Source organism: Burkholderia sp. ABCPW 11, from assembly GCF_001523445.1.
Classification (GTDB): domain Bacteria; phylum Pseudomonadota; class Gammaproteobacteria; order Burkholderiales; family Burkholderiaceae; genus Burkholderia.
This window is the reverse complement of record NZ_LOVM01000008.1, coordinates 156,004-176,663: the sequence shown is the minus strand read 5'-3', so window position 1 is coordinate 176,663 and position 20,660 is coordinate 156,004. Positions and strand designations below refer to the sequence as shown.

The window sequence follows — 20,660 nt, the reverse complement described above, 5'->3', positions numbered from 1 at the left end:
CCGTTCCACATACGTGGAAGGCCCGCGCCGGTCGCTGCGGAGAGGCGGGATGAGTGCAAACGTGGTCAAGAGCGCGGCGCGCGTGTTCGAGGTGCTGGAACTCTTCAGCACCTTGCAGCGGCCGCTGAGCGTGCGCGAGATCGCCACGCGCTGCGGGTATCCGGGGTCGAGCGCGGCGGCGCTGCTGACCAGCATGAAGACGCTCGGCTACCTCGCGTACGACGACGCGACGCACGCGTATGCGCCTACCGCGCGGCTCGTCAATCTCGGCGAAGCGCTGGTCGATTCGGCGGCCGGCAGCCGGCGGCACTGGCATGCCGTCGCGAAGCGGGTGGCGGCGCGCACGCACGAGGCGGTCGTGATCGCGGTGCAGAGCGACCTGTACGTGCAGTACATCGATGCGGTCGAAGGCTCGCACTCGATTCCGGTGCAGTTCTATGCGCCGATCGGCACGCGTCGCGAGATCTGCATGTCGGGACTCGGCTGGGCGCTGCTGAGCATTCAGCCGGACAGCACGATCCGCCGGCTCGTGTCGCGCAGCATCCGCCGGATCGGGAAGTCGGGCAGGACGATCGACGAGGACGTCGTGCTCGACAAGGTCGAACAGACCCGCCGGCTCGGTTATTCCTATTCGGCGCACACCGTCACGCAGGGCGCCGCGATGATCTCGATGGTGATCGCGGACGGCTGGAACGGATTGCCGCTGGCGATGGGCGTGGCCGGGCCCGTCGAGCGGATCGACCCGCATCGGGACGCGATCGTGCGCGCGATGCGGGCGGCGCTGGCCGAGCGCGCGGGCGACGGGCTTCGCTAGGGCGCGTTCACGCCTCTCTGTTCGGAGAAATTCGTTCGGGAGGCCAGCGCAAGCCCGTGATTACCGTGATCAGGCTCTGGCCGCGCGAAGCCGGCGCGCGCACGCATTCGCATAGAATCGGAACGTTTCGCCGTTCCTGCCCCGGCTGCATTTCAGCGAGGTCGCCATGCCATTGAACGCGCCGCTTTCCGGCATCCACATCGTCGAGTTCGAGGGGCTCGGCCCCGGCCCGCTCGCGGGCTGGATGCTCGCCGGTATGGGTGCACGCATCACGCTGGTCGCACGCCCGTCCGGCCGCACGAGCGCGCCGGACGCGCTGCAGGCCCGCGATGGCGACCTGCTGCGCGAAGGCAAGACGATCGTCGAACTCGACCTGAAGGCGCCGGCCGGGCGTGACGCCGCGCTCGATCTGGTCGCGCAGGCCGATGCGCTGATCGAAGGGCTGCGGCCCGGTGTGATGGAGCGGCTCGGCCTCGGGCCCGACGCTTGTGCGCACCGCAACCCGACACTCGTCTACGGACGCATGACGGGCTGGGGCCAGCACGGCCCGCTCGCGGCCGCGGCCGGGCACGACCTGAATTACGTCGCGCTGACCGGGCTGCTGTCGCTGTCCGCGCCGCGCGACGGCCGGCCGGGCGTGCCGCCGACCGTCGTCGGCGATGCGGGTGGCGCGCTCGGGCTCGCGTTCGGGATCGTCTGTGCGTTGCTCGACGTGCGCGGCGGCGGGCCGGGGCGCGTGGTCGACGGCGCGATCGTCGACATCGTGTCGATGCTCGGGTCGCTGGCGCTGTGGGCACGCGCGAACGGGCAGCTCGACGGCGCGCAGCCGAGCCTGTTCCACGATGCGCCGTTCTACGACGTGTATCGCTGCGCGGACGGCGAATGCGTGACGATCGGCGCGCTCGAGCCGCCGTTCTATGCGCTGCTGGTCGAACGGCTCGGGCTGACCGACGTCGATCCCGCGTCGCAGTACGACCGGGCGCGCTGGCCCGTGCTGAAGGCGCGTTTCGCGCAGGCGTTCGCCGGACAGCCGTCCGCGCACTGGCGCGCGCTGCTCGAAGGCACCGACGCGTGTTTCGCGCCGGTGCTGAGCGTGGCCGACGCGGCCGTGCATCCGCATAACGCGGCGCGCGGGATTTATCGGACGGACGAGTACGGGAACGTCCGGGCACGGGTGGCGCCGCGGTTTATGCCGCTGGCGGGCGGCGGGGCCGAGTAGGGATATCGAACTTCACGGGTCGAGAGCGAATTCGGTAACGCCTGTTTGGCACCAGAAATCGCACTAAATATAGTGTCAAATAAAGTACAATGTAAATTCGATCGAAAAAGGAGCAGACATGCCCCATACCATCCTGGCTAGCGTGACGGCGAGCGTCTCGGAGCTGAAGCGGAACCCGATGGGAACCGTGGCGGCGGGAGAGGGGTTCCCGGTCGCGATCCTGAATCACAACGAACCCGCGTTCTATTGCATTCCGGCGAAGACATGGGAGGCGATGGTCGAACGTCTCGAAGATATCGAAGACAACGTGCTGGCCGACTCGCGCGCCAAGGAGAAAGCCGTCAAGGTCAAGTTGAATGACCTTTGAGCTCGCCTTTCTCGAACCTGCGTTGAAGGAGTGGAGGAAGCTTGATCGCACCATTCGCGATCAGTTCAAGGCCAGACTCGTCGAACGGCTCGAGAACCCTCGCATTCCTTCGGCGAAGCTGCACGGTCATCCGGACCGCTACAAGATCAAGCTGCGCAGTATCGGTTATCGCCTCGTGTACGAAGTGCGCGATGCGGTCTATCTCGCCGCGATGAAGCGCTAGCGCGACACGCGCTGCGTGTTCGGCGTTCTTTCATTGACCTCGCGACGGGCGTCGTCTCACGCCGTTTCCTCCGGCCTGTCCGGCACCTTTCCGTCGCCGACGCGATTGATCGTGCCTTGCGCGATCGCGACGAGCCGCTCGTGATCGCCGTCGATGACGAACACGTGACACTGACAGGTCGCCTGGTGCCGGCCCGCGTAGACGAGCTTCGCGCGGGCGACGAGCGTGCCGTTCACGGCCGGCCGCAGGTAGTTGATCTTGTATTCGGCGGTGATCACGCGCGGGCCGAGCACGAGCGCGCCGGCGAACGTCAGCGCGTTGTCCGCGAGATAGCTGATGACGCCGCCGTGCACGAAGCCGTGCTGTTGCCGCAGTTCCTCGCGCACGGGCAGACACAGCGACACTTCGTTGTCGCCGATATGCATCAGCTCGGTGCCCAGCAGCATGCTGAACGGTTGCGCGCGCAATGCGCCGCGCGCGTGGTCCGTGATGTCGGTCATCGAACTTCCTTAATGAGTGCCCGCTTGCGCTGAACTCTAGGAAGGGGGCTGCGGATAAGCAAGGAAATTCGTTCGCGTTTCGGGCAAATTCCGGTGCGATGCGACGCGATTATTGCGCTGAATACCCAAAATCTCCGCGTTTGGGGGCGATTCGACGCGAATGCGCGCGCGAAGCGCGCGATAGCCCTGCGCAGCCGGCAATCGGCCTAAAGTCCGACGAAGAAATGCCGCTAATGCCGGGGCATTGCCTCATCGTCCGCTCTCCAGGAACTTCTCCATGTTCGGAAAAATCAAGCTAGCGTCGGGTCTGCTCGGCGTGTTGGCCGTGTTCTGTCTCTTCCTGTTCGCGATCGAAGCGCTCGGCTTCTGGACGCTCGCGTCGACGCGCAGCGGCGTCGACGATCTGTCGAACGTCGCGATCGCGCAGGTCGATGCGGCCAGCCGGGCGACCGAGCAACTGCTCGACGCACGCATCAACCTGTCGCGTGCCGGCACGCGGATGGTGCGCGGCGGCCCGAAGCCCGAAGACATCATCCGCCACGCGGGCGCGTCACTCGCGGAAGCGGACAAGGCATTCGCCGTGCTGACGGCAGCGCAGCCGGTCGACGACACCAACCGAGCACGCGTCGCGGCGCTCGCCGAACGCTATCGCGCGTTGCGCGGCGCGCTGGGCGAGCTCGTGCAGTTCCTCGACGCCGACAACATCCAGGCGTTCCTCGACCAGCCGACCCAAGGCTTCCAGGACGCGTACATCGCCGAACTGCATCGCTTCACCGACTATGGCGGCACCTCGAGCCGTGCGGCGCTCGACACCATTGACGGCGGCATGCTGTGGTTCAAGTCGGTCGGCATCGTGCTGCTGGTGGCGATGCTTGCGGCGAGCGCCGCGATCTACGCGGCCGCGCGGCGTGCGGTCGTCGCGCCGCTGGAGCAGGCCGGCCGTCATTTCGAGCGGATCGCGCAGGGCCGTCTCGACGAAGCCGTGCAGGCGGGCGGCGTGTTCGAGATCGACCGGATGCTGCGCGGCCTCGCCACGATGCAGACGAGCATCGCGGACACCGTGCGCACGGTGCGCCACGCGTCCGATGCGATCCACCTCGGCGCGGGCGAGATCGCGGGCGGCAACGCCGACCTGTCGGCGCGCACGGGCACGCAGGCCGCATCGCTCGAGGAAACCGCCGCGAGCATGGAGGAACTGACCGCGACCGTCCGGCAGAACACCGACAGCGCCCGTGCGGCGAGCGCGCTGGCCGACGCGGCGCTCGAAGCGACGAGCCATGGCGGCGGCGTGGTCGACAGCGTGATCGACCGGATGCGCGGCATCGCGCAGAGCTCGGGGCGGATCGCGGAAATCATCTCGGTGATCGACGGCATCGCGTTCCAGACCAACATCCTCGCGCTGAACGCGGCGGTCGAGGCCGCGCGCGCGGGCGAGCAGGGGCGCGGTTTTGCGGTGGTCGCGGGCGAAGTGCGCTCGCTCGCGCAGCGCAGCGCGCAATCGGCGAAGGAGATCAAGGCGCTGATCGAGGAGTCGGTCGCGCAGATCGACGGCGGAGCGGAGCTCGTCGAACGCGCCGGCGACGCGATGCGCACGGTGTCGGCGTCGATCACGCGGGTCGTGCAGACGATGGCGGAGATCACGGCGGCGTCGGTCGAGCAGAGCGTCGGGATCGAGCAGGTGAACCAGGCCGTCACGCAGATGGATCAGCTCACGCAGCAAAACGCGGCGCTGGTCGAGGAAGTCGCGGCCGCGGCCGCATCGCTGAACGACCAGACCGCACATCTGATGCAGGCGGTGTCGGTGTTCGAGCTGGGCGACGGACGCGCCGCACCGGGCGGCCGCGCGGCGCCGTCGTTCGCCGCGACGGGTTACGAACCGGCCGGCAGCGCCGCGTAGGCGGTCGCGAGGTGGTAGGGCGTGGTCGACGGCATGTCGGCGCGCGACACCTGGCCGTCCGCCGTCTTGCACTCGAACCAGCCGCGCGGATGCAGGAAGCGCGCGGCGAACCGCTCGATCTGGCGCGCGAGCGGCGCCGAGGCCGGCGTGCCGCCGTGGGTCGCGAGCGCGCGCAGGTATTCGGTCTGCGCCCAGATCCGCTGCGTGCCGTCGATGCACGCGCCTTGCGCGTCGAGCGCCGCGCACACGCCGCCCGTCTGCGGATCGACGCCGTATTGCTCGGCGAACGCGAACGCGCGCGACAGCGCGGCGGGAAGCCCGGTCTGCGCGAGCCGCGCACCGGCCGCGTCGACCAGATAGAACCACTCGAACTGATGGCCGGGCTCGAAACGGTTGTCGGCCGCCCCGAGCGGCAACTCGGCCACGCAGCCGGTCGCCGCATCGACGAACGTGCGCTCGACGGCCTGCGCGGTACGCGCGAGCGCATCGTCGAACGCCGGGTCGCCGAACGCATCGGCGGCCGCGAGCCACGCTTCGGTCAGATGCATCAGCGGATTCTGCAGCGGGCCGCTGCCGGATGACGAGAAATCGGCGTGGCGTGCGGCATCGAGCAACGCGTCGCCGTGGCGCGGCGCGAAGCGGTCCTGGATCAGCGCGGCGGTTTCTTCCGCCGCCGTGCGCGCGGCGGCGTCGCGCGACGCCGCATACCATGCGGCGCACGCGAACACGACGAACGCGTGCGTATAGAGATCCTTGGTCGTATCGAGCGGCGCGCCCTGAGCGTCCACGCTGTAGATCCACCCGCCATGACGCGGGTCGCGAAAGTGCCGGCGCAGCGCGTCGAACAGCGTGGCCGCGTGCGCGGAGTCGCCGGCCTGCGCGAACACGAACAGTTGCCGTGCGCACGCCATTGCGCGATAACGGGTCACGGGCAGCGGCGCGTGGGCGGCCGGATCGACGGCCTCGAACGGCAGGTGCAACGCCGGGTCGAACCCTGAACCCCGCCAGATCGGCAAGACGACGTGCGCGAAATGGTGGCGCAGTTGGGCGGCCTGGGCGGAAGCGGAGTCGGAAACGGACATGGCGGGGTTGAGCGCTTGGATCGAAACGTGTCGGCGCGGCCCGGAAATCGGCGCGGCCGGGGCCAAGGATAAAACATTCCGCGCGGCCGGCACCAAAAAAGGAGAGAAATCGGATGCTCAGCAACCTGGAACTCGTGATGCGGCTCGTGCTCGCGGCGGCGCTCGGCAGCGTCATCGGCTTCGAGCGCGAGCGCCTGTCGTGGGCGGCCGGCCTGCGCACGCACATGCTGGTGTGCGTCGGCTCGGCGCTGATTATGATCGTGTCGGCGTTCGGTTTCGCCGACGTGCTCGGCACCAGCGACCACGTCGTGCTCGATCCGTCGCGGATCGCCGCGCAGGTCGTGTCGGGCATCGGCTTCCTCGGCGCGGGCTCGATCCTGCTGCGCGGGGAGATCGTGCGCGGGTTGACGACGGCCGCGAGCCTGTGGTCGGTCGCCGCGATCGGCCTTGCGGTGGGCGGCGGGCTCTATGTCGCGTCGATTTCGGCGACGATCATCATCCTGATCATCCTGGCCGGCATCAAGCCGCTGGAGCGGCGCTATTTCACGGTGCGCCAGCGGCGCCAGCTTGCGTTGACGGTTGCGAGCGGCACGCTGACGTTCGATTCGCTGCACGCGGCGCTCGGCCCCGACAGTGCGCGCGTGAAGCAGTTCATCGTGCAGCGTGCCGACGACTCGGGCGAGCAGGACGAGGTGCGCATCGCGCTGGCGCGGGTGTCGGAACTCGAATACAAGGCGATCTGCGACAAATTGCGTGCGCTGCCGGGCGTTACGCGCTTCGACGACGGGAACGGGCTCGCGGGGGATGAATAGCGTGAATTGGTGGCGGGGCGTGCGACAATGGCCGACCACCGATTCCGTTCGACATCCGGGTCTGCGCGTGTGGGCCCCGCTATCCGATTTCCATGACCGAATCCGTTTCCACGCCACGCTCCCGTTCCACCCGCTCGTCGGCCCGTTCGCGCCCGCGCTCGGCCGCTGCCGCAGGCAGCACGTCCGCAAGAGCGACGGCACGATCCGGCGGCGCACCGGCCGGCGACGCGCTGCGCGACGAACGGACGCTTGACCTGTTCGGCGATCCGGTGCCGGAGCCGGGCGAGCGCATGCCGGTTGCGCCGCGCGATGAAGCGATCGTGGAAGCTGATGCGACGGCCGGTGCCGACGACGGGCGACAAGCCACGCTCGACGGTTTCATCCCGCCTGCGGATGCGGCAACGCATGCGGAAACCGAAGGGACGGCGACGACGGCTGGGGAGATCGCAGTCGTTCCGACGGCTGAAGGCGATATGGCCGCGAGCGTCGACGGCGCATCCGCAGCAGGTCTTGCAACGAAGGCAGCCGAATCGCCTGTGGGCGATGGCGGGGTAACGACGATCGATGTGCTCGCGGCCGACGGCGCCGCGAGTGTGGAGACGAAGCGGCTAGCCGCCGATGGCGCCGCGGCGCAGGCGGCGGAATCGCAAGCGGCAGGTCGCGAAGTCGGGCAGCCTGTCGTCGAGGCGGCAGTCATCAAATCGCGCGAAGGAAAATCTTCGGGCGACGCCGTGAAGGAGCGCCGCGCGTCGTCGGGTGGCAAGCGGCGTGCGCCTGCCGGGGCCAACGAAGCGGCGGCGACGCAAACCGTACCGGTTGCGACGAGCGTCGACTCGAAGCCGGAAGCGGTTGAATCGAACCCGCCGCCCGTCGTCGCAGCGCCGGTCGAGCCGCAGACGCCGGCACAACCGGCACATCCGCCCGAGCCGGCGATCGCCCCGCATTCCGCAAAGCCGCGCGACACGGCTCGGCAGCCCGACGCTTCGCCGTCGTCGGTTGTGCAGCCGGTGGCATCGGCCGCGTCGTTCGTGACCCGGCCATCATCGGAGCGTACGCAGCCGGCCGCGCCAGCCTTCGATCCGGACACGCACCTGCGCCCGCTGACCGACCGGCTCGCCGCGTTGCAGTCCGACGTGGACGGCCTGACGCGCTCGGCCGATCGCGAGATGCGCCGCGTCAACCGCTTGCTGCTCGCGCTGGCCGTCGTCGTGCTGGCGGGGCTCGTCGCGCTGGTGCTGCAAACGCGGCAGATCGCCCACCTGAAGCAGGACGTGGCCGCCAAGCAGCAACGGATCGATCGCCTCGCGGCCGACCTGTCGACGCAGCAGGCCACGCTGATGACGCTCGAGGAGCACCACGAAGCGCTCCTGTCGCAAGTCGACCGACTTCAGCGCAACGCGAACCGTGACGCGGCCGTCGCGAAGCGGGTTCGTCGCACGCGTTAATCGTTTCGACCCTATCCTGGAGACCTGACGAGGCAAGGATCGCCGTTCTGAGGCGGCGATCGACTGTCGCGCACGTGCGGCAAACCGATGCAGTCCACTGGCAGAGTTTAGGGAAAACCCTTAGAATGGTGTTCATCTAAGGGGAAACCCTAGCCATATCTGTCAGGAGTCTCACATGAGCTTCATCTTCGCCCTGCTGCAAAAAATCGACGACCTGTTCGTATCCCCGCACCTGCCGCTCGACGCCGAATACTCGTACGCCGCACGTCACGCCGAGGCCGAGCGCGTGCGCCGTGCGAACCTGGTGCCGATCGTTCTGTATCGTCGCTGATTCGCTGATTCGCTGATTCGCTGATTCGCTGATTCGCTGATTCGCTGATTCGGCGCGGCGTCCGCCGCACCAACCTGTCTGCCCGTTTCCCACCGCCGCATCGCGCGCCGGTGCGCCCGTCCCGCTACACTGGAAGTTCGATTCCGTTCACGGCGACCGGGCCATGTGGCAGATGCGGCCGATGACGGCCGGCGAATTCCGCGCGTACCGCACGCGAGCCATCGACGGCTACGCGAGCGATCTCGTTTCCTCCGGGCAAAATGCTGTCGACGACGCGGCCGATCGTGCGCGCGCCTGTTTCGACACGCTGCTGCCGGACGGCTTGCTGACCGCCGGCCAGACCCTCGTCACGCTCATCGACGGCGCCAGCGGCGATCCGGTGGGCGACCTCTGGTACGCGATCGTCCCCGAAGGGCCGAACCGCACACTGTTCATCTACGACCTCGACATCGTCCCGTCCCGGCGTCGCCAGGGCTGGGCCACGCGCGCGCTCGATGCGCTCGATGCCGAGGCACGCCGGTACGGCGTCACCGAGATCGGATTGTCGGTGTTCAATCACAACGCGGCGGCGCGTGCGCTGTATCGCGCGTGTGGCTTCGCGCCGATCACCACGACGTTGATCAAACCGGTCGTGTCGGACTGAATCCGCCAGCGCGCGATGCGTCGTGACATGCTGCCGGTTCCGCACGCCGTGTAGCCGGCCAACGTCGGCACGCTTCCCGCCCCTTCCTGCTGGCCGAGCGCCGACCGGCCTGTTCGATCGTCCGGCATTCACCGTCTGCCGCATCAACGCGCGCGGCCTTTCCATCTTCGCAGCAGCAACGCATTGGTCACGACGCTGACGCTGGAAAACGCCATCGCCGCGCCCGCGATCACCGGGTTCAGCCACCCGAGCGCCGCGAGCGGCACGCCGACCAGGTTGTACACGAACGCCCAGAACAGGTTCTGCTGGATCTTGCGGTACGTGCGCCTGGAGATATCGATCGCGTCGGCGACGAGCGCCGGGTCGCCGCGCATCAGCGTGATGCCGGCCGTGTGCATCGCGACGTCCGTGCCCGTCGCCATCGCGATGCCGACGTCCGCCGCGGCGAGCGCGGGCGCGTCGTTGATCCCGTCGCCGACCATCGCGACGACGCCGCCGTGCGTGCGCTTCAGCTCGGCGACGACGCGCGCCTTGTCGTCGGGCAATACCTGCGCGTGCACTTCGCCGATGCCGAGCGTCGCCGCGACGGCCGCCGCGCTGCCGCGGTTGTCGCCCGTCACGAGCGCGCTCGCGACGCCGCGCGCCGACAAAGCCGCGATCGCGTCGCGAGCGCCCGGCTTCACGGTGTCGCCGAATGCGATCAGCGCGAGCACCGCGCGCGGCACGTCGGCACGCATCAGCCACGAGATCGTGTTGCCGGCGCCCTCGAGTTCCGCCGCACGGGCGTCGAGCGCCGGCGGTACCGCGATGTCGAGTTCGTCGCGCCAGCGCGTGCTGCCGAGCGCGAGCCGCTGCCCGCCGACGTGCGCTTCCACGCCGCGTCCGGCCACGGCGCGCGCGTCGGTCGCGACGACCGACCCGGCGGCGCCGCCCCGTGCGGCCACGTCCGCGTCATGCGCGGCAACCACCGCACGTGCGAGCGGATGATCGCTCTGGCGCTGCACGGCCGCCGCGAGCGCGAGGGCTTCGTCGCGCGGCACGCCGACGGCGTCGAAGGCCGTCACGGACGGTTTGCCTTCGGTCAGCGTGCCGGTCTTGTCGAACGCGATCACGGTCGTGCGCTGCGCGAGCTCGAGCGCCTGCGCATCCTTGATCAGCACGCCGTGCCGGGCTGCGACGCCCGTGCCGGCCATGATCGCGGCGGGCGTCGCGAGACCGAGCGCGCACGGGCACGCGATCACGAGCACCGCGACCGCGTTGAGGATCGCGGTTTCCATCCCCGCGCCGGCGATCAGCCAGCCCACCAGCGTCAGCACGGCGATGCCGAGAATTGCCGGCACGAACACCTCGCTGACGCGATCGACGAGCCGCTGGATCGGCGCCTTCTCGGCCTGCGCGGATTCGACGAGGCGGATGATGCGCGCGAGCGTCGTTTCCGCACCGATCGCGGTGGTTTCGACGACGAGCGCGCCTTCGCCGTTGATCGAGCCGGCCGTGACGGCGTCGCCGTCGTCCTTCGGCACGGGCAGGCTTTCGCCGGTGATCAGCGATTCGTCGATGTGCGAGCGGCCCGACACGATCCGGCCGTCGACGGGCACGCGCTCGCCGGGCCGAATGCCGACGTGCGTGCCGACGCGCACCTGCGACAGCGGCACGTCGCGTTCGACGCCGTGCTCGACGACGCGCGCGCGATCGGGGCGCAGCGCGTTCAGCGCGCGGATCGCCTCGGTGGTCTGGCGCTTCGCGCGCGATTCGAGCCACTTGCCGAAGCGCACGAGCGTGACGATGACGGCCGACGCTTCGAAATACAGATGGCCGGGATGCGCGGGATCGTGCAGCAGCATCCACAGGCTCAGCCCGTACGCGGCCGACGTGCCGAGCGCGACGAGCAGGTCCATGTTGCCGGTGCGCGCCTTCACCGCATGCCAGGCCGCGCGGTAGAAGCGCGCGCCGAAGCCGAACTGCACGATCGACGCGAGCACGAGCTGGAGCCATCCGGGCAGCATCAGGTCGATGCCGAACGGCGCGGCGAGCATCGGCGCGACGAGCGGCGCGCTCAGCACGGCGGCCCCGATCACCAGGTTGCGTTCGCGGATCGCGTCGCGGCGCTTGCGTGCGTCGGGGTCCTGCGCGGGGCTGGCCGGTCGTAAGTCGGCGCCGGTCGTTTCGCTGGTGGGTGAGGCGGCGGGAAGCGACGCACGGTAGCCGGCCGTGGCGACTGCCGCGATCAACGTGGCGGGATCGAGTGCGCCGGCGCCGTGTACCGACGCGCGTTCGGTCGCGAGATTGACCGTCGCGCGCGCGACGCCCGGCACGGCGGCCAGCGCTTTTTCGACGCGGCCGGCGCAGGACGCGCAGGTCATGCCGCCGATGTCGAGTTCGACGTCTGCGACCGGGGAGGTGGCGGGAGGCGTGGCGACGGCAGCCGGCGTCGCTTCGTAGCCGGCCTGTTTCACCGCTTCGGCAAGCTGCGCGGCGGAGACGTCGGCCGACGCATCGACCGTCGCGCGCTCGGTCGCGAGATTGACCGATGCGCGCGTGACGCCCGGCACCTTCGCGAGCGCCTTCTCGACGCGCGGCACGCAGGACGCGCAGGTCATGCCGTCGATGTCGAGTTCGATGCTTGCGGGTGCGGCGGGCAAGGCAGTGGCAGCGGCCGGGACGGCGATGTCCGGCCCCGTCGGCGTTGCGTCATAGCCGGCCTGCTTCACGGCATCCGCCAATTGCGCGGCGGACACGCCGGCCGTGGCATCGACCGTCGCACGTTCGGTCGCGAGGTTGACCGATGCGCGCGTGACGCCCGGCACCTTCGCGAGCGCCTTCTCGACGCGCGACACGCAGGATGCGCAAGTCATGCCGTCGATGTCGAGTTCGATCGTCGCGGCGGTAGCCGGCGTCGGCGGCGCTGCGGGGAGGGGCGCGTGCGCCGAATGCGCGGCCGCGACGGTTTCGACCGCCGCTTCGCGCACCGCTGCGCGGTAGCCCGCCTCGCGGACGGCGTCGACGAGCCGACCGGGCTCGACCGTCTCCTGCGCGGTGACGGTTGCCGCATGCGCATCGAGATCGACCGCCACGCCGATGACGCCCGGCACGGCGGCCAGCGCGCGCTGCACGCGGCCGGTGCAGCCGCCGCAATGCATGCCGTCGACGCTCAGTTCGATCGTGTGCAGCGCTGCGGAGGCAAGTGGTTCAGTCATATCGGATTCCCCAAAGGCGCGGTTCGTGCCGCGAATGGTTCCAGTATCAACATTCCTATGATGGTAAGGTCAAGCGTCGGCGACGATGCGACGCATGTCGATGCACACAGATTGTCACAATGCGGAAAAAGGCGATCGCCCCGGCTTCCAGACGGACAGCCGGCGCGCGCTGAGGCGCCAGGCTTGGCGCTCGCGAGGCGTTGACGGGTTGATGCTCCCGGCGCAGTTCCAGATTTTTGCCGAATCCCGTGGACTATTTCGGATTTTTTGACGGTTCGGCTAGCGTTCTGCCCGTTATTCGGCATATTGGGGGATGCCCTTAGGCGCTATGATACCGGCCTGACATCAGCGCCCACCGTTACGAATCGTAGCGAAACGGTCATCCGGGCACGCTGGGGTGCCTTGTTTTCGCCGTTCGCGAGGCGAACAGGGCGTTGACTGAAAAGAATGATATTCGGCCAGTAATCGATGATTGAAAACCAGCGAGAATCAGTTTCTCTGCGACGCGCGTGCGCGTCGCTGGCCATTGCGGCGTTGCTTGCAGGGTGCGCGTCGCAACCGGACGCGATCCAGCGGAAAACCGGCTGGATGCGTGCGGAAGTCGCCGACTCCTATATCTATGCGTATCCGCTCGTGTTGATGGACGTCGCGAAGGAAGCGGCGACGGGCGGCGACGGCGCGCAACCGGGGCAGGCCCCGCTCAACACGCTGCGCCACGCGCAGGCGCTGCCGCCCGTCGGCGCGGTCAATCCGCCGTTGCCGGGCGTGGACACGCTCGACTCGACCGGCTGGCTCGACGTCGCCGCCGAACCCGTGATCGTCACGCTGCCCGACACGCGCGGCCGCTACTGGGACGCGCGCGCGCTCGACATGTGGACGAACGTGCTGTGGTCGTCGTCGAGCGTGGCGGCGCGCGGCGCCCGTGGCGCCGGACGGTCGCAAACGATTGCTTTCGCCGCCAAGGACTGGCAGGGCACGCTGCCGAAGGGCGCGCTGCGCGTCGACGTGCCGTCCGCCAACGCGTGGCTCGAAGTGCGGCTGCAGACGAGCGGCGGGCGCGACCTGACGAACGTGAAGAAGCTGCAGCGCGCGATCCGCGTGGTGCCGCTGTCGGTTTACACGGGCGCCGAGCGAGGTGCGTCGGTCGCGGTCCATGCGGGCAGCGCGCCGTCCGAGGCGGTGGGCGGCGGCACGCCGGCCGAGCAGGTGGCCGCGCTCGACCCGAAGGCGTTCTTCACGCGCTTCGCGCAGGCGCTGCAGGACAATCCGGCGCCGGCCGACGACGCGCACGCCCAGGAATCGCTCGCCGACATCGGCGTGAAGGCCGGCTACCCGGTACTGTGGACGGGCGACCGTCTCACGGCCGCGACGGCCGGCATTGCCGAGGCGCGCGCGCGGCTCGCGACGCCGCCGTCGAACCTGCTGAGCGCGAACGGCTGGAACTGGATCGGCGACACGGCCGGCAAGTACGGCCAGGACTACGCGCTGCGCGCGTACGCGGCCTACACGCAGTTCGGCACCGCGACGCGCGACGACGAGACGCTCGCGATCACCCGCGTCGACAGCGACGGCCATCCGCTGAACGGCGCGAACCGCTACGTGCTGCATTTCGCGCCGGGCGCACTGCCGCCGGTGCGCGCGTTCTGGACGCTCACGCCGTACACGACCAACGGCGCGCTGCCCGACGTCGGGTCGGCGCGCCGCTCGCTCGGCGATCGCGACCGGCTGCGCCGCAACCACGACGGCTCGATCGACATCGTCGTGTCGGCGTCGCCGGGCGGCACGCATGCGGCCAACTGGCTGCCGGCGCCGCGTACCGATTTCGCGCTCGCGTTGCGCCTGTACGCGCCGAAGCCGCAGGCGAGCGACGGGTCGTGGATGCCGCCCGTCGTCGTCCGGAAATGAACGGTTGACTGCCGCCGTTGTCCGACCGGCGGGCGCGGCGGTGGCGCCCGACCTCCGTACCGTCACCTCCTGAGCCTATACTTTCGGGATAGCGTGCGCGGCCGCCCGGTTCTCCGGTGCGGCCCGTCATCCATTTCCGAGACATTCAAGCATGGCAAGCGCAGACAAAGAAACCATACCCTCGACCCTCCATGCCCTCGGTGGCGTTGCACGCTCGCGCCGGACCCGGCGTATCGGCATCGGCGTGCTGATCTTCGTCGTTTTATTCGGACTGCTCGGCTTCTTCGCGGCGCCGCCGCTGATCCGCCATGTCGCCGAACAGCAACTGAGCAAGCAGCTCGACCGTCCGGCCACGATCCAGCGCATCGCACTGAACCCGTACACGCTGAACCTCGAAGCCGACGGCATCCACCTCGGCGAGCGCGGCGGCCAGGGCGACTTCATCGACATCGGCAAGCTCGTCGTGAGGCCGTCGTGGTCGTCGCTGTTCCGCGGCGCGCCGATCGTCAACGAAATCCGGCTCGATTCGCCGCGCTTTCATATCGTCCGCTACGACGCGCAGCGCTTCAACTTCACCGACCTGATCGAGAAGTTCTCGTCGCCGTCGCCGCAACCCGACAGCAAGCCGACGCAGTTCTCGGTGTCGAACATCCAGGTCAACGACGGCCGGATCGACTTCGACGATCGCCTGCTGAACGAAAAGCACGTGGTCGACAACTGGACGCTCGGTATTCCGTACATCGCGACGCTGGCATCGAAGACCGACATCTTCGTCGAGCCGAAGCTGCGCGCGCGCTTCGACGGCAGCCCGCTCTCGATCGACGGCAAGACCAAGCCGTTCGCGCAGTCGCGCGAATCGGAGATCGCGCTGAAGTTCGACCGCCTCGACGTGCCGAAGCTGATCTCGTACGTGCCGGCGAAGCTGCCGGTGGCCGTGACGAGCGGCCTGCTGAGCAGCGACCTCACGGTCAATTTCGTGATGAGCGGCGAGACGCCCGCGCTGCGCGTGTCGGGTACCGTCGACCTGAACGACGCGAAGGTGACCGACCGCGCGTCGGCGCCGCTGTTCGCCGCGCGCGGCGTGCACGTCGCGGCGGCTGGCCTCGAGCCGCTGCGCAACGCGATGCACTTCGACGAGATCCGGATCGACCAGCCGGTGGTCGACCTGTCGCGCGACAAGCAGGGCGTGCTGAACGTCGAGAAGCTCGTCGCGCAGCCGGCCGCCGCACCGAAATCCGAAGCCGCCAAGCCGGCCGCGTCGGCCGTCGCCGTTTCCGGCGCTTCCGGCGCCACCGTCGCCGCGGCCAGCGCCGCCAGCGCCGCGAAGGCCGAAGGCAGCGCCGCCGCAAAGGAAGCGCCGCCGCTCGACCTGACGATCCGTCATTTCGCGATCGACGGCGGCACGATCAACGTCGACGACCGCGTGCCGGCGACGCCGACCGCGCTGTCGCTGACGAAGCTCGCCGCGACGCTCGACGGCTTCTCGCTGCAGGGCAAGACACCCGCGAAATACACGCTGTCGACGTCGCTGTCGCGCGGCGGAGACGTGACGGCCGAAGGCGCGTTCAATCTCGCCGCGAAGCAGGCCGACACGAAGCTGACGGTCGCCGCGCTCGCGCTGCCGGCGCTGCAGCCGTACCTGGGCGAGGCGACGCGCGCGCGCGTGCTCGACGGCACGCTCGGCGCGACCGTCAACGCGAAGACCGACTGGGGCAAGACGCCGCTCGCCGCGGAAGTCGCGGACAGCACGGTCAGCCTGAAGTCGCTGAAGATCGCCGCGCCGAACGACAAGGCGCCCGCGATCGCGCTGCCCGACGCGAGCGCGAAGATCGCGAAGGTCGACGTCGCCGCACGCACCGCCGAGATCGCGAGCGTCGACGCGAGCGGGCTCGCGCTCGACGTGAAGCGCCTGAAGGACGGCAAGATCGACCTCGCGGCGCTGGCCGAACCCGCGCAGGCGGCGGTGCCGCAGCGCACGGTCGCGCGCAAGGCCCAGGCCGCCGCGCCGTCGTGGCACTACCGGATCGATGCGCTGAACGTGAAGGACGCGTCCGCGAACTTCACCGACCTGTCGACGCCGTGCCCGGTGAAGCTGGCGATCAAGCCGCTGGAGCTGTCGGTGCAGAAGGTGAGCGACGATCTGACGAAGCCGCTGCCCGTGCAACTGAAGGCGACGCTGAACCGCAAGGGCTCGCTGAACGTGTCGGGCGATGTGACCGCGCAGCCACTGAAACTTGGCCTGAAGATCAACGGCAACCGCCTCGACGCGGCCGCGTTCGAGCCGTACTTCGGCAGCGCGCTGAACGCGACGATCGCGAGCGCGCTGCTCAACGCGCAAGGCAACCTGACGTTCGCGCAGGTGAAGGACACGCCGCGCGCGACCTATCGCGGCGACGTCGCGCTGGTCGACGTGCGGATGCTTGACAAGGCGACCTCCGACCCGTTTGCAGGGTGGCGCTCGCTCGCGCTGTCGAACCTGAAGGCGAACTACGACGAGAAGGGCACCGACGTCGACGCCGCGCGCGTGACGTTCTCGAACTTCTACGGACGCGTGCTGCTCGACGCGCAGGGGCGCCTGAACCTGAAGGACGTGGTCGCGAAGGAGTCGGGCCCCGCGCAGTCGCTCACGCGCGACGCGAGCAAGGGCGAGCCGGTGCCGCTGTCGCCGGGCGTGACGCCGCCGGCCGCCGCGCAGGCCGCCTCGGCCGCGGCCGCGCAGCAGGCGTCCATGCCGGCCGCCGCGTCGGCGACGGTGGTCGTGAAGGCCGCGCCGCAGCCGCAGAATCCGGTGCGGATGCACTTCGGCGAACTGCTGCTGCAGAACGGTCGCGTCACGTACACGGACAACTTCATCAAGCCGAACTACACGGCGAACCTCGTCGCGATCAAGGGCACGATCGGCGCGTTCGGCACGGATTCGACGACGTCCGCGCCGGTCGACGTCGCCGCGAACCTCGCGGGCAACGGGCCGATCTCGATCAAGGGCTCGGTGAACCCGCTGATCGAGAAACCGGCGCTCGACCTCACGGCGACCGCGCACGACATCGAGCTGACCAACCTGACGCCATATTCAGCGAAGTACGCGGGCTACCCGATCACGAAGGGCAAGCTCAACGTCGATCTGCACTACCAGCTCGCGAACGACCAGCTGTCGGCGAACAACCACATCTTCATCGATCAGCTCACGTTCGGCGATCGTGTCGAGAACGACACGGCGACGAAGCTGCCGGTGAAGCTCGCGATCTCGCTGCTGAAGAACACGCGCGGCCAGATCGACGTGAACCTGCCGGTGTCGGGCTCGCTGTCGAATCCGGAGTTCAGCGTCGGCGGGCTGATCTGGCACGCGGTGTTGAACCTGATCGCGAAAGCCGTCACGTCGCCGTTCACGCTGCTCGCGAATGCGTTCGGCGGCAGCGGCGGCGAGGATCTCGGCTACGTCGAGTTCGCGCCGGGTTCGTACGAGCTGACCGACGCGCAGCAGAAGAAGCTCGACACCGTCGTGAAGATGCTGACCGAGAAGCCGTCGATCCGCCTCGACCTGATCGGCCGCGTCGATCCGGCGCAGGACATGCCGGGGCTGCGCGACGCGTACGTCGAGCGGCTGGTGCGCCAGCAGAAGCTGAAGGACGTGGTCGGCCAGGGCGAGAGCGTCGATCCGATGTCGGTGAAGGTCGACAAGGCCGAATACTCGAAGTACCTGACGCGCGCGTACAAGGCCGCCGATTTCAAGAAGCCGCGCAACCTCGTCGGCTTGCAGAAGACGCTGCCCGATGCGGACATGAAGCAGGCGCTCGCCGATCACGCGCCGGCCGACGACAACGCGCTGCGTGCGCTCGCGCAGCAGCGCGCGCAGGTCGTGCGCCAGTATCTCGACGGCAAGATCGACTCGAGCCGCATGTTCGTCGTCGCGCCGAAGCTCGACGCGAAGGGCATCTCGGACAAGGGCGCGACGACCCGCGTCGACTTCGGGCTGCAGTAAGCGTTGTCGCCCTCCGCCGCCGCGCCCGCACCCGCCGGGCGCGGCGGTTTTGTCAGCGCCCGGCGATCGCCGGTTCGCGCTTGTCCAGTTCCTTCCTCGCGGCCAGCGGCAGACGCGCGTCGTCCCACTGCGTCAGCCATTCGACTTCCTTGGCGGTGAACACCTGTCCGTAGTTGCGCAATGCGTACTGCAGCGCGTCGACGACGTGATGGCGAATGATTTCGGGGGTACGTGCATCGTCCAGCACGAACCGGAGAGCTTCCAGGGTTGACATAGTCGTGCTCCGGGTCAGGGAAAACCCTTTATCACACGCCAATAGTCGCGGGCCAAGCCGAAAAAAAATCCGGCCGCGCGGGCCGGCGCACGCCAAGGCCGCGTATTGCGACTGCTTCGTGTCATTTGCGATTGGTTACGTTTGACAGAGAACAGAAAGCCCCGCTTCATCCGACCGCCGCACGACGCGGCGATATTTTGCGCGCCTGACGGCAAGTCGCGTAGTTCAACATCAATCGGTGAGGTGGGGTGATGATTTCCAGGTTCATCAAGCAACGGAAAGTGGCGGTGATGGTGGCGGCTGCGCTGGCGCTCGCCAGCGCGGGCGTGCATGCGGCGCAACAGGACGGCAACGCTCACGGCGAGGGCAACGGGCGGGCAAGCCGCGTCGTGAAGCACGTGCTGCTGCTGAGCATCGACGGCCTGCACGAACAGGATCTCGCCCGCTGCATCGGTGCGAATACGTGCCCGAACATCGCGGTGCTGGCGAAGAGCGGCGTGACGTACGCGAATGCGTACACGCCGGGCCTGTCGGATTCGTTCCCGGGCCTCGCCGCGCTCGTGACGGGCGGCTCGCCGAAGACGGCCGGCCTGTTCTACGACGTGTCGTACGACCGCAACCTGTACGCGCCGAGCGACACGACGTGCTCGGGCAAGCAGGGCTGGAACGTCGTGTTCGACGAGACGGCCGGCATCGATGCGTTCAACGGCGGCGCGCTCGTGCACCTCGACGGCGGCGGCGCGTTCAATCCGCAGGCGATCCCGCATGCGAAGGTCAACGGCCAGTGCGTGCCGGTCTACCCGCACAACTACGTGAAGACCAACACGGTGTTCGAGGCCGTGAAGGCCGGCGTGCCGAATGCGCACACCGCATGGGCCGACAAGCATGCATGGGGCTACGACTGGCTGAACGGCCCGTCGGGCACAGGCGTCGACGACCTGATGCGCACCGAGATCAATTCGATCGACCCGGCGACCAACACCGCCTATACCGACGTCTACTCGCACACCGCGCGCTTCGACAACCTGCACGTGCAGGCGCTGATCAACCAGATCGGCGGCCGCGATTCGACCGGCACGAAGAACGCGCCGGTGCCGACGCTGTTCGGCGCGAACTTCCAGACGCTGAGCGTCGCGCAGAAGGCGCCAGTCGCGAAGGGCGGCGGCTATCTCGATGCCGATTTCACGCCGAACGGGCAGGTCGCGAACGCGATCACGTACGTAGACAACGCGATCGGCCATGTCGTCGCGGCGCTGAAGCAGGCCAACCTGTACACGTCGACGGCCGTGATCGTCACGGCGAAGCACGGCCAGTCGCCGACCGATCACACGAAGCTCATGAAGAACGGCGACACGCTGACGAAGCTGCTCGAAGCGAACAACTTCATCGACCCGAACGGCAACTTCGGCCAGAACAACACGGCGACGGGCAACCTGAACGACGGTTCGGGCCTGGTCGGCACGGGCTTCGTGCAGACCGACGACGTCGGGCTGATCTGGCTGCGCGATCGCAGCCAGCGCACGGCGGTCGTCCAGACGCTGAAGGCGAACCTCGGCTGCAACGCGCCGGGGATCTGCGCGGACGGCCCGCAGGCGTACGTGTTGTACGGCGCGGCGCTGGCCGACCGCTTCGGCGATCCGGCCAACGGCCGCACGCCGGACATCGTCGTCCAGCCGAATCCGGGCGTGATCTACACGTCGAGCACGAAGAAGGACGAGGAGCACGGCGGCAACGCGCCGGACGACAGCCACCTCGGCCTGCTCGTGTCGTATCCGGGCCTGCATCGTGCGCGCACGGTGAACGATCTCGTCGGCACGAAGCAGGTCGCGCCGACGATCCTCGCGCTGCTCGGCGCCGACCCGCGCCTGCTGCAGGCGGTCGTGGCCGAGAACACGCGCGTGCTGCCGGGGCTCGGTATCGGGCGTTGACGGTGTGCCGGATGCCGACGTCGCGCGGTGTCCGGCAACGGGCG

Annotated in this window: 16 protein-coding genes; 12 read left to right on the top strand and 4 right to left on the bottom strand. The window is 68.8% G+C overall.

The window, feature by feature from the left end; translation table 11 throughout:
* Nucleotides 1-49: 49 nt before the first annotated feature.
* The 4 genes from WS61_RS04880 to WS61_RS04865 all read left to right on the top strand — a co-directional run bounded on the left by WS61_RS04880 (nt 50) and on the right by WS61_RS04865 (nt 2,623).
* Nucleotides 50-814, top strand: a complete 765-nt coding sequence (locus WS61_RS04880; RefSeq protein ID WP_059499493.1) for an IclR family transcriptional regulator — start codon at nt 50-52, stop codon at nt 812-814.
* A gap of 166 nt (nt 815-980) precedes the next feature.
* On the top strand, nt 981-2,033 hold the full coding sequence (locus WS61_RS04875; RefSeq protein WP_059499492.1) for a CaiB/BaiF CoA-transferase family protein: 1,053 nt from the start codon (nt 981-983) through the stop codon (nt 2,031-2,033).
* Between the two features lie 118 nt (nt 2,034-2,151).
* Nucleotides 2,152-2,400: a type II toxin-antitoxin system Phd/YefM family antitoxin gene (locus tag WS61_RS04870; RefSeq protein ID WP_034205945.1), complete on the top strand. Its 249-nt coding sequence runs from the start codon at nt 2,152-2,154 to the stop codon at nt 2,398-2,400.
* Nucleotides 2,390-2,623: a type II toxin-antitoxin system RelE/ParE family toxin gene (locus WS61_RS04865; RefSeq protein WP_059499491.1), complete on the top strand. Its 234-nt coding sequence runs from the start codon at nt 2,390-2,392 to the stop codon at nt 2,621-2,623. The genes WS61_RS04870 and WS61_RS04865 overlap by 11 nt, the downstream gene beginning before the upstream one ends.
* Nucleotides 2,624-2,679: 56 nt before the next feature.
* On the opposite strand, the gene WS61_RS04860 is transcribed toward WS61_RS04865, so the two are convergent.
* Nucleotides 2,680-3,123 (bottom strand): PaaI family thioesterase, encoded by a 444-nt coding sequence (locus WS61_RS04860; RefSeq protein ID WP_059499490.1) that lies wholly within the window; start codon nt 3,121-3,123, stop codon nt 2,680-2,682.
* Nucleotides 3,124-3,400: 277 nt separating this feature from the next.
* Here WS61_RS04860 and WS61_RS04855 point away from each other — a divergent pair, with 277 nt between their 5' ends.
* Nucleotides 3,401-5,020, top strand: coding sequence for a methyl-accepting chemotaxis protein (locus WS61_RS04855; protein WP_059499489.1), 1,620 nt, complete (start codon nt 3,401-3,403; stop codon nt 5,018-5,020).
* Here WS61_RS04855 and WS61_RS04850 read toward each other — a convergent pair.
* Nucleotides 4,993-6,102: an AGE family epimerase/isomerase gene (locus WS61_RS04850; protein ID WP_059499488.1), complete on the bottom strand. Its 1,110-nt coding sequence runs from the start codon at nt 6,100-6,102 to the stop codon at nt 4,993-4,995. The genes WS61_RS04855 and WS61_RS04850 overlap by 28 nt on opposite strands.
* 113 nt (nt 6,103-6,215) lie before the next feature.
* Here WS61_RS04850 and WS61_RS04845 point away from each other — a divergent pair, with 113 nt between their 5' ends.
* The 4 genes from WS61_RS04845 (at nt 6,216) to WS61_RS04835 (ending at nt 9,333) form a co-directional block, all read left to right on the top strand.
* Nucleotides 6,216-6,914, top strand: a complete 699-nt coding sequence (locus WS61_RS04845) for an MgtC/SapB family protein (protein ID WP_059499487.1) — start codon at nt 6,216-6,218, stop codon at nt 6,912-6,914.
* Nucleotides 6,915-7,006: 92 nt separating this feature from the next.
* Nucleotides 7,007-8,359, top strand: a complete 1,353-nt coding sequence (locus WS61_RS04840; protein ID WP_059499486.1) for a hypothetical protein — start codon at nt 7,007-7,009, stop codon at nt 8,357-8,359.
* A 175-nt stretch (nt 8,360-8,534) separates the two neighbouring features.
* The gene (locus WS61_RS35150) at nt 8,535-8,690 is read left to right on the top strand and encodes a hypothetical protein (protein ID WP_011548928.1); all 156 of its coding nucleotides are present in this window, start codon (nt 8,535-8,537) and stop codon (nt 8,688-8,690) included.
* Nucleotides 8,691-8,853: 163 nt separating this feature from the next.
* Nucleotides 8,854-9,333: a GNAT family N-acetyltransferase gene (locus WS61_RS04835; protein ID WP_059499485.1), complete on the top strand. Its 480-nt coding sequence runs from the start codon at nt 8,854-8,856 to the stop codon at nt 9,331-9,333.
* Between the two features lie 143 nt (nt 9,334-9,476).
* On the opposite strand, the gene WS61_RS04830 is transcribed toward WS61_RS04835, so the two are convergent.
* Complete coding sequence (locus tag WS61_RS04830) at nt 9,477-12,530, bottom strand: heavy metal translocating P-type ATPase (RefSeq protein ID WP_095211597.1); 3,054 nt, start codon at nt 12,528-12,530, stop codon at nt 9,477-9,479.
* Nucleotides 12,531-12,998: 468 nt separating this feature from the next.
* Between WS61_RS04830 and WS61_RS04825 the strand changes: the two genes are divergently transcribed.
* Together WS61_RS04825 and WS61_RS04820 are read left to right on the top strand one after the other, a co-directional pair.
* Entirely contained in the window at nt 12,999-14,435 is a 1,437-nt protein-coding gene (locus tag WS61_RS04825) for a DUF1254 domain-containing protein (RefSeq protein WP_059499484.1), read from the top strand.
* Nucleotides 14,436-14,586: 151 nt separating this feature from the next.
* Nucleotides 14,587-18,414: a DUF748 domain-containing protein gene (locus tag WS61_RS04820; RefSeq protein ID WP_059499483.1), complete on the top strand. Its 3,828-nt coding sequence runs from the start codon at nt 14,587-14,589 to the stop codon at nt 18,412-18,414.
* A gap of 52 nt (nt 18,415-18,466) precedes the next feature.
* Here WS61_RS04820 and WS61_RS04815 read toward each other — a convergent pair whose 3' ends face one another.
* Nucleotides 18,467-18,688 carry a hypothetical protein gene (locus WS61_RS04815; RefSeq protein WP_011548933.1) on the bottom strand — a complete coding sequence of 74 codons (222 nt, stop codon included), beginning with the start codon at nt 18,686-18,688 and terminating at the stop codon, nt 18,467-18,469.
* Nucleotides 18,689-18,939: 251 nt separating this feature from the next.
* Between WS61_RS04815 and WS61_RS04810 the strand changes: the two genes are divergently transcribed.
* Nucleotides 18,940-20,616, top strand: a complete 1,677-nt coding sequence (locus WS61_RS04810; protein ID WP_059499482.1) for an alkaline phosphatase family protein — start codon at nt 18,940-18,942, stop codon at nt 20,614-20,616.
* Nucleotides 20,617-20,660: the final 44 nt, after the last annotated feature.

Coding starts and splice junctions, on each gene's coding strand:
- WS61_RS04820 (WP_059499483.1), top strand. CDS start 14,587: ATGGCAAGCGCAGACAAAGAAACCATACCCTCGACCCTCCATGCCCTC.
- WS61_RS04870 (WP_034205945.1), top strand. CDS start 2,152: ATGCCCCATACCATCCTGGCTAGCGTGACGGCGAGCGTCTCGGAGCTG.
- WS61_RS04810 (WP_059499482.1), top strand. CDS start 18,940: ATGATTTCCAGGTTCATCAAGCAACGGAAAGTGGCGGTGATGGTGGCG.
- WS61_RS04845 (WP_059499487.1), top strand. CDS start 6,216: ATGCTCAGCAACCTGGAACTCGTGATGCGGCTCGTGCTCGCGGCGGCG.
- WS61_RS04840 (WP_059499486.1), top strand. CDS start 7,007: ATGACCGAATCCGTTTCCACGCCACGCTCCCGTTCCACCCGCTCGTCG.
- WS61_RS04815 (WP_011548933.1), bottom strand. CDS start 18,688: ATGTCAACCCTGGAAGCTCTCCGGTTCGTGCTGGACGATGCACGTACC.
- WS61_RS04830 (WP_095211597.1), bottom strand. CDS start 12,530: ATGACTGAACCACTTGCCTCCGCAGCGCTGCACACGATCGAACTGAGC.
- WS61_RS04875 (WP_059499492.1), top strand. CDS start 981: ATGCCATTGAACGCGCCGCTTTCCGGCATCCACATCGTCGAGTTCGAG.
- WS61_RS04855 (WP_059499489.1), top strand. CDS start 3,401: ATGTTCGGAAAAATCAAGCTAGCGTCGGGTCTGCTCGGCGTGTTGGCC.
- WS61_RS35150 (WP_011548928.1), top strand. CDS start 8,535: ATGAGCTTCATCTTCGCCCTGCTGCAAAAAATCGACGACCTGTTCGTA.
- WS61_RS04880 (WP_059499493.1), top strand. CDS start 50: ATGAGTGCAAACGTGGTCAAGAGCGCGGCGCGCGTGTTCGAGGTGCTG.
- WS61_RS04825 (WP_059499484.1), top strand. CDS start 12,999: ATGATTGAAAACCAGCGAGAATCAGTTTCTCTGCGACGCGCGTGCGCG.
- WS61_RS04850 (WP_059499488.1), bottom strand. CDS start 6,102: ATGTCCGTTTCCGACTCCGCTTCCGCCCAGGCCGCCCAACTGCGCCAC.
- WS61_RS04835 (WP_059499485.1), top strand. CDS start 8,854: ATGTGGCAGATGCGGCCGATGACGGCCGGCGAATTCCGCGCGTACCGC.
- WS61_RS04860 (WP_059499490.1), bottom strand. CDS start 3,123: ATGACCGACATCACGGACCACGCGCGCGGCGCATTGCGCGCGCAACCG.
- WS61_RS04865 (WP_059499491.1), top strand. CDS start 2,390: ATGACCTTTGAGCTCGCCTTTCTCGAACCTGCGTTGAAGGAGTGGAGG.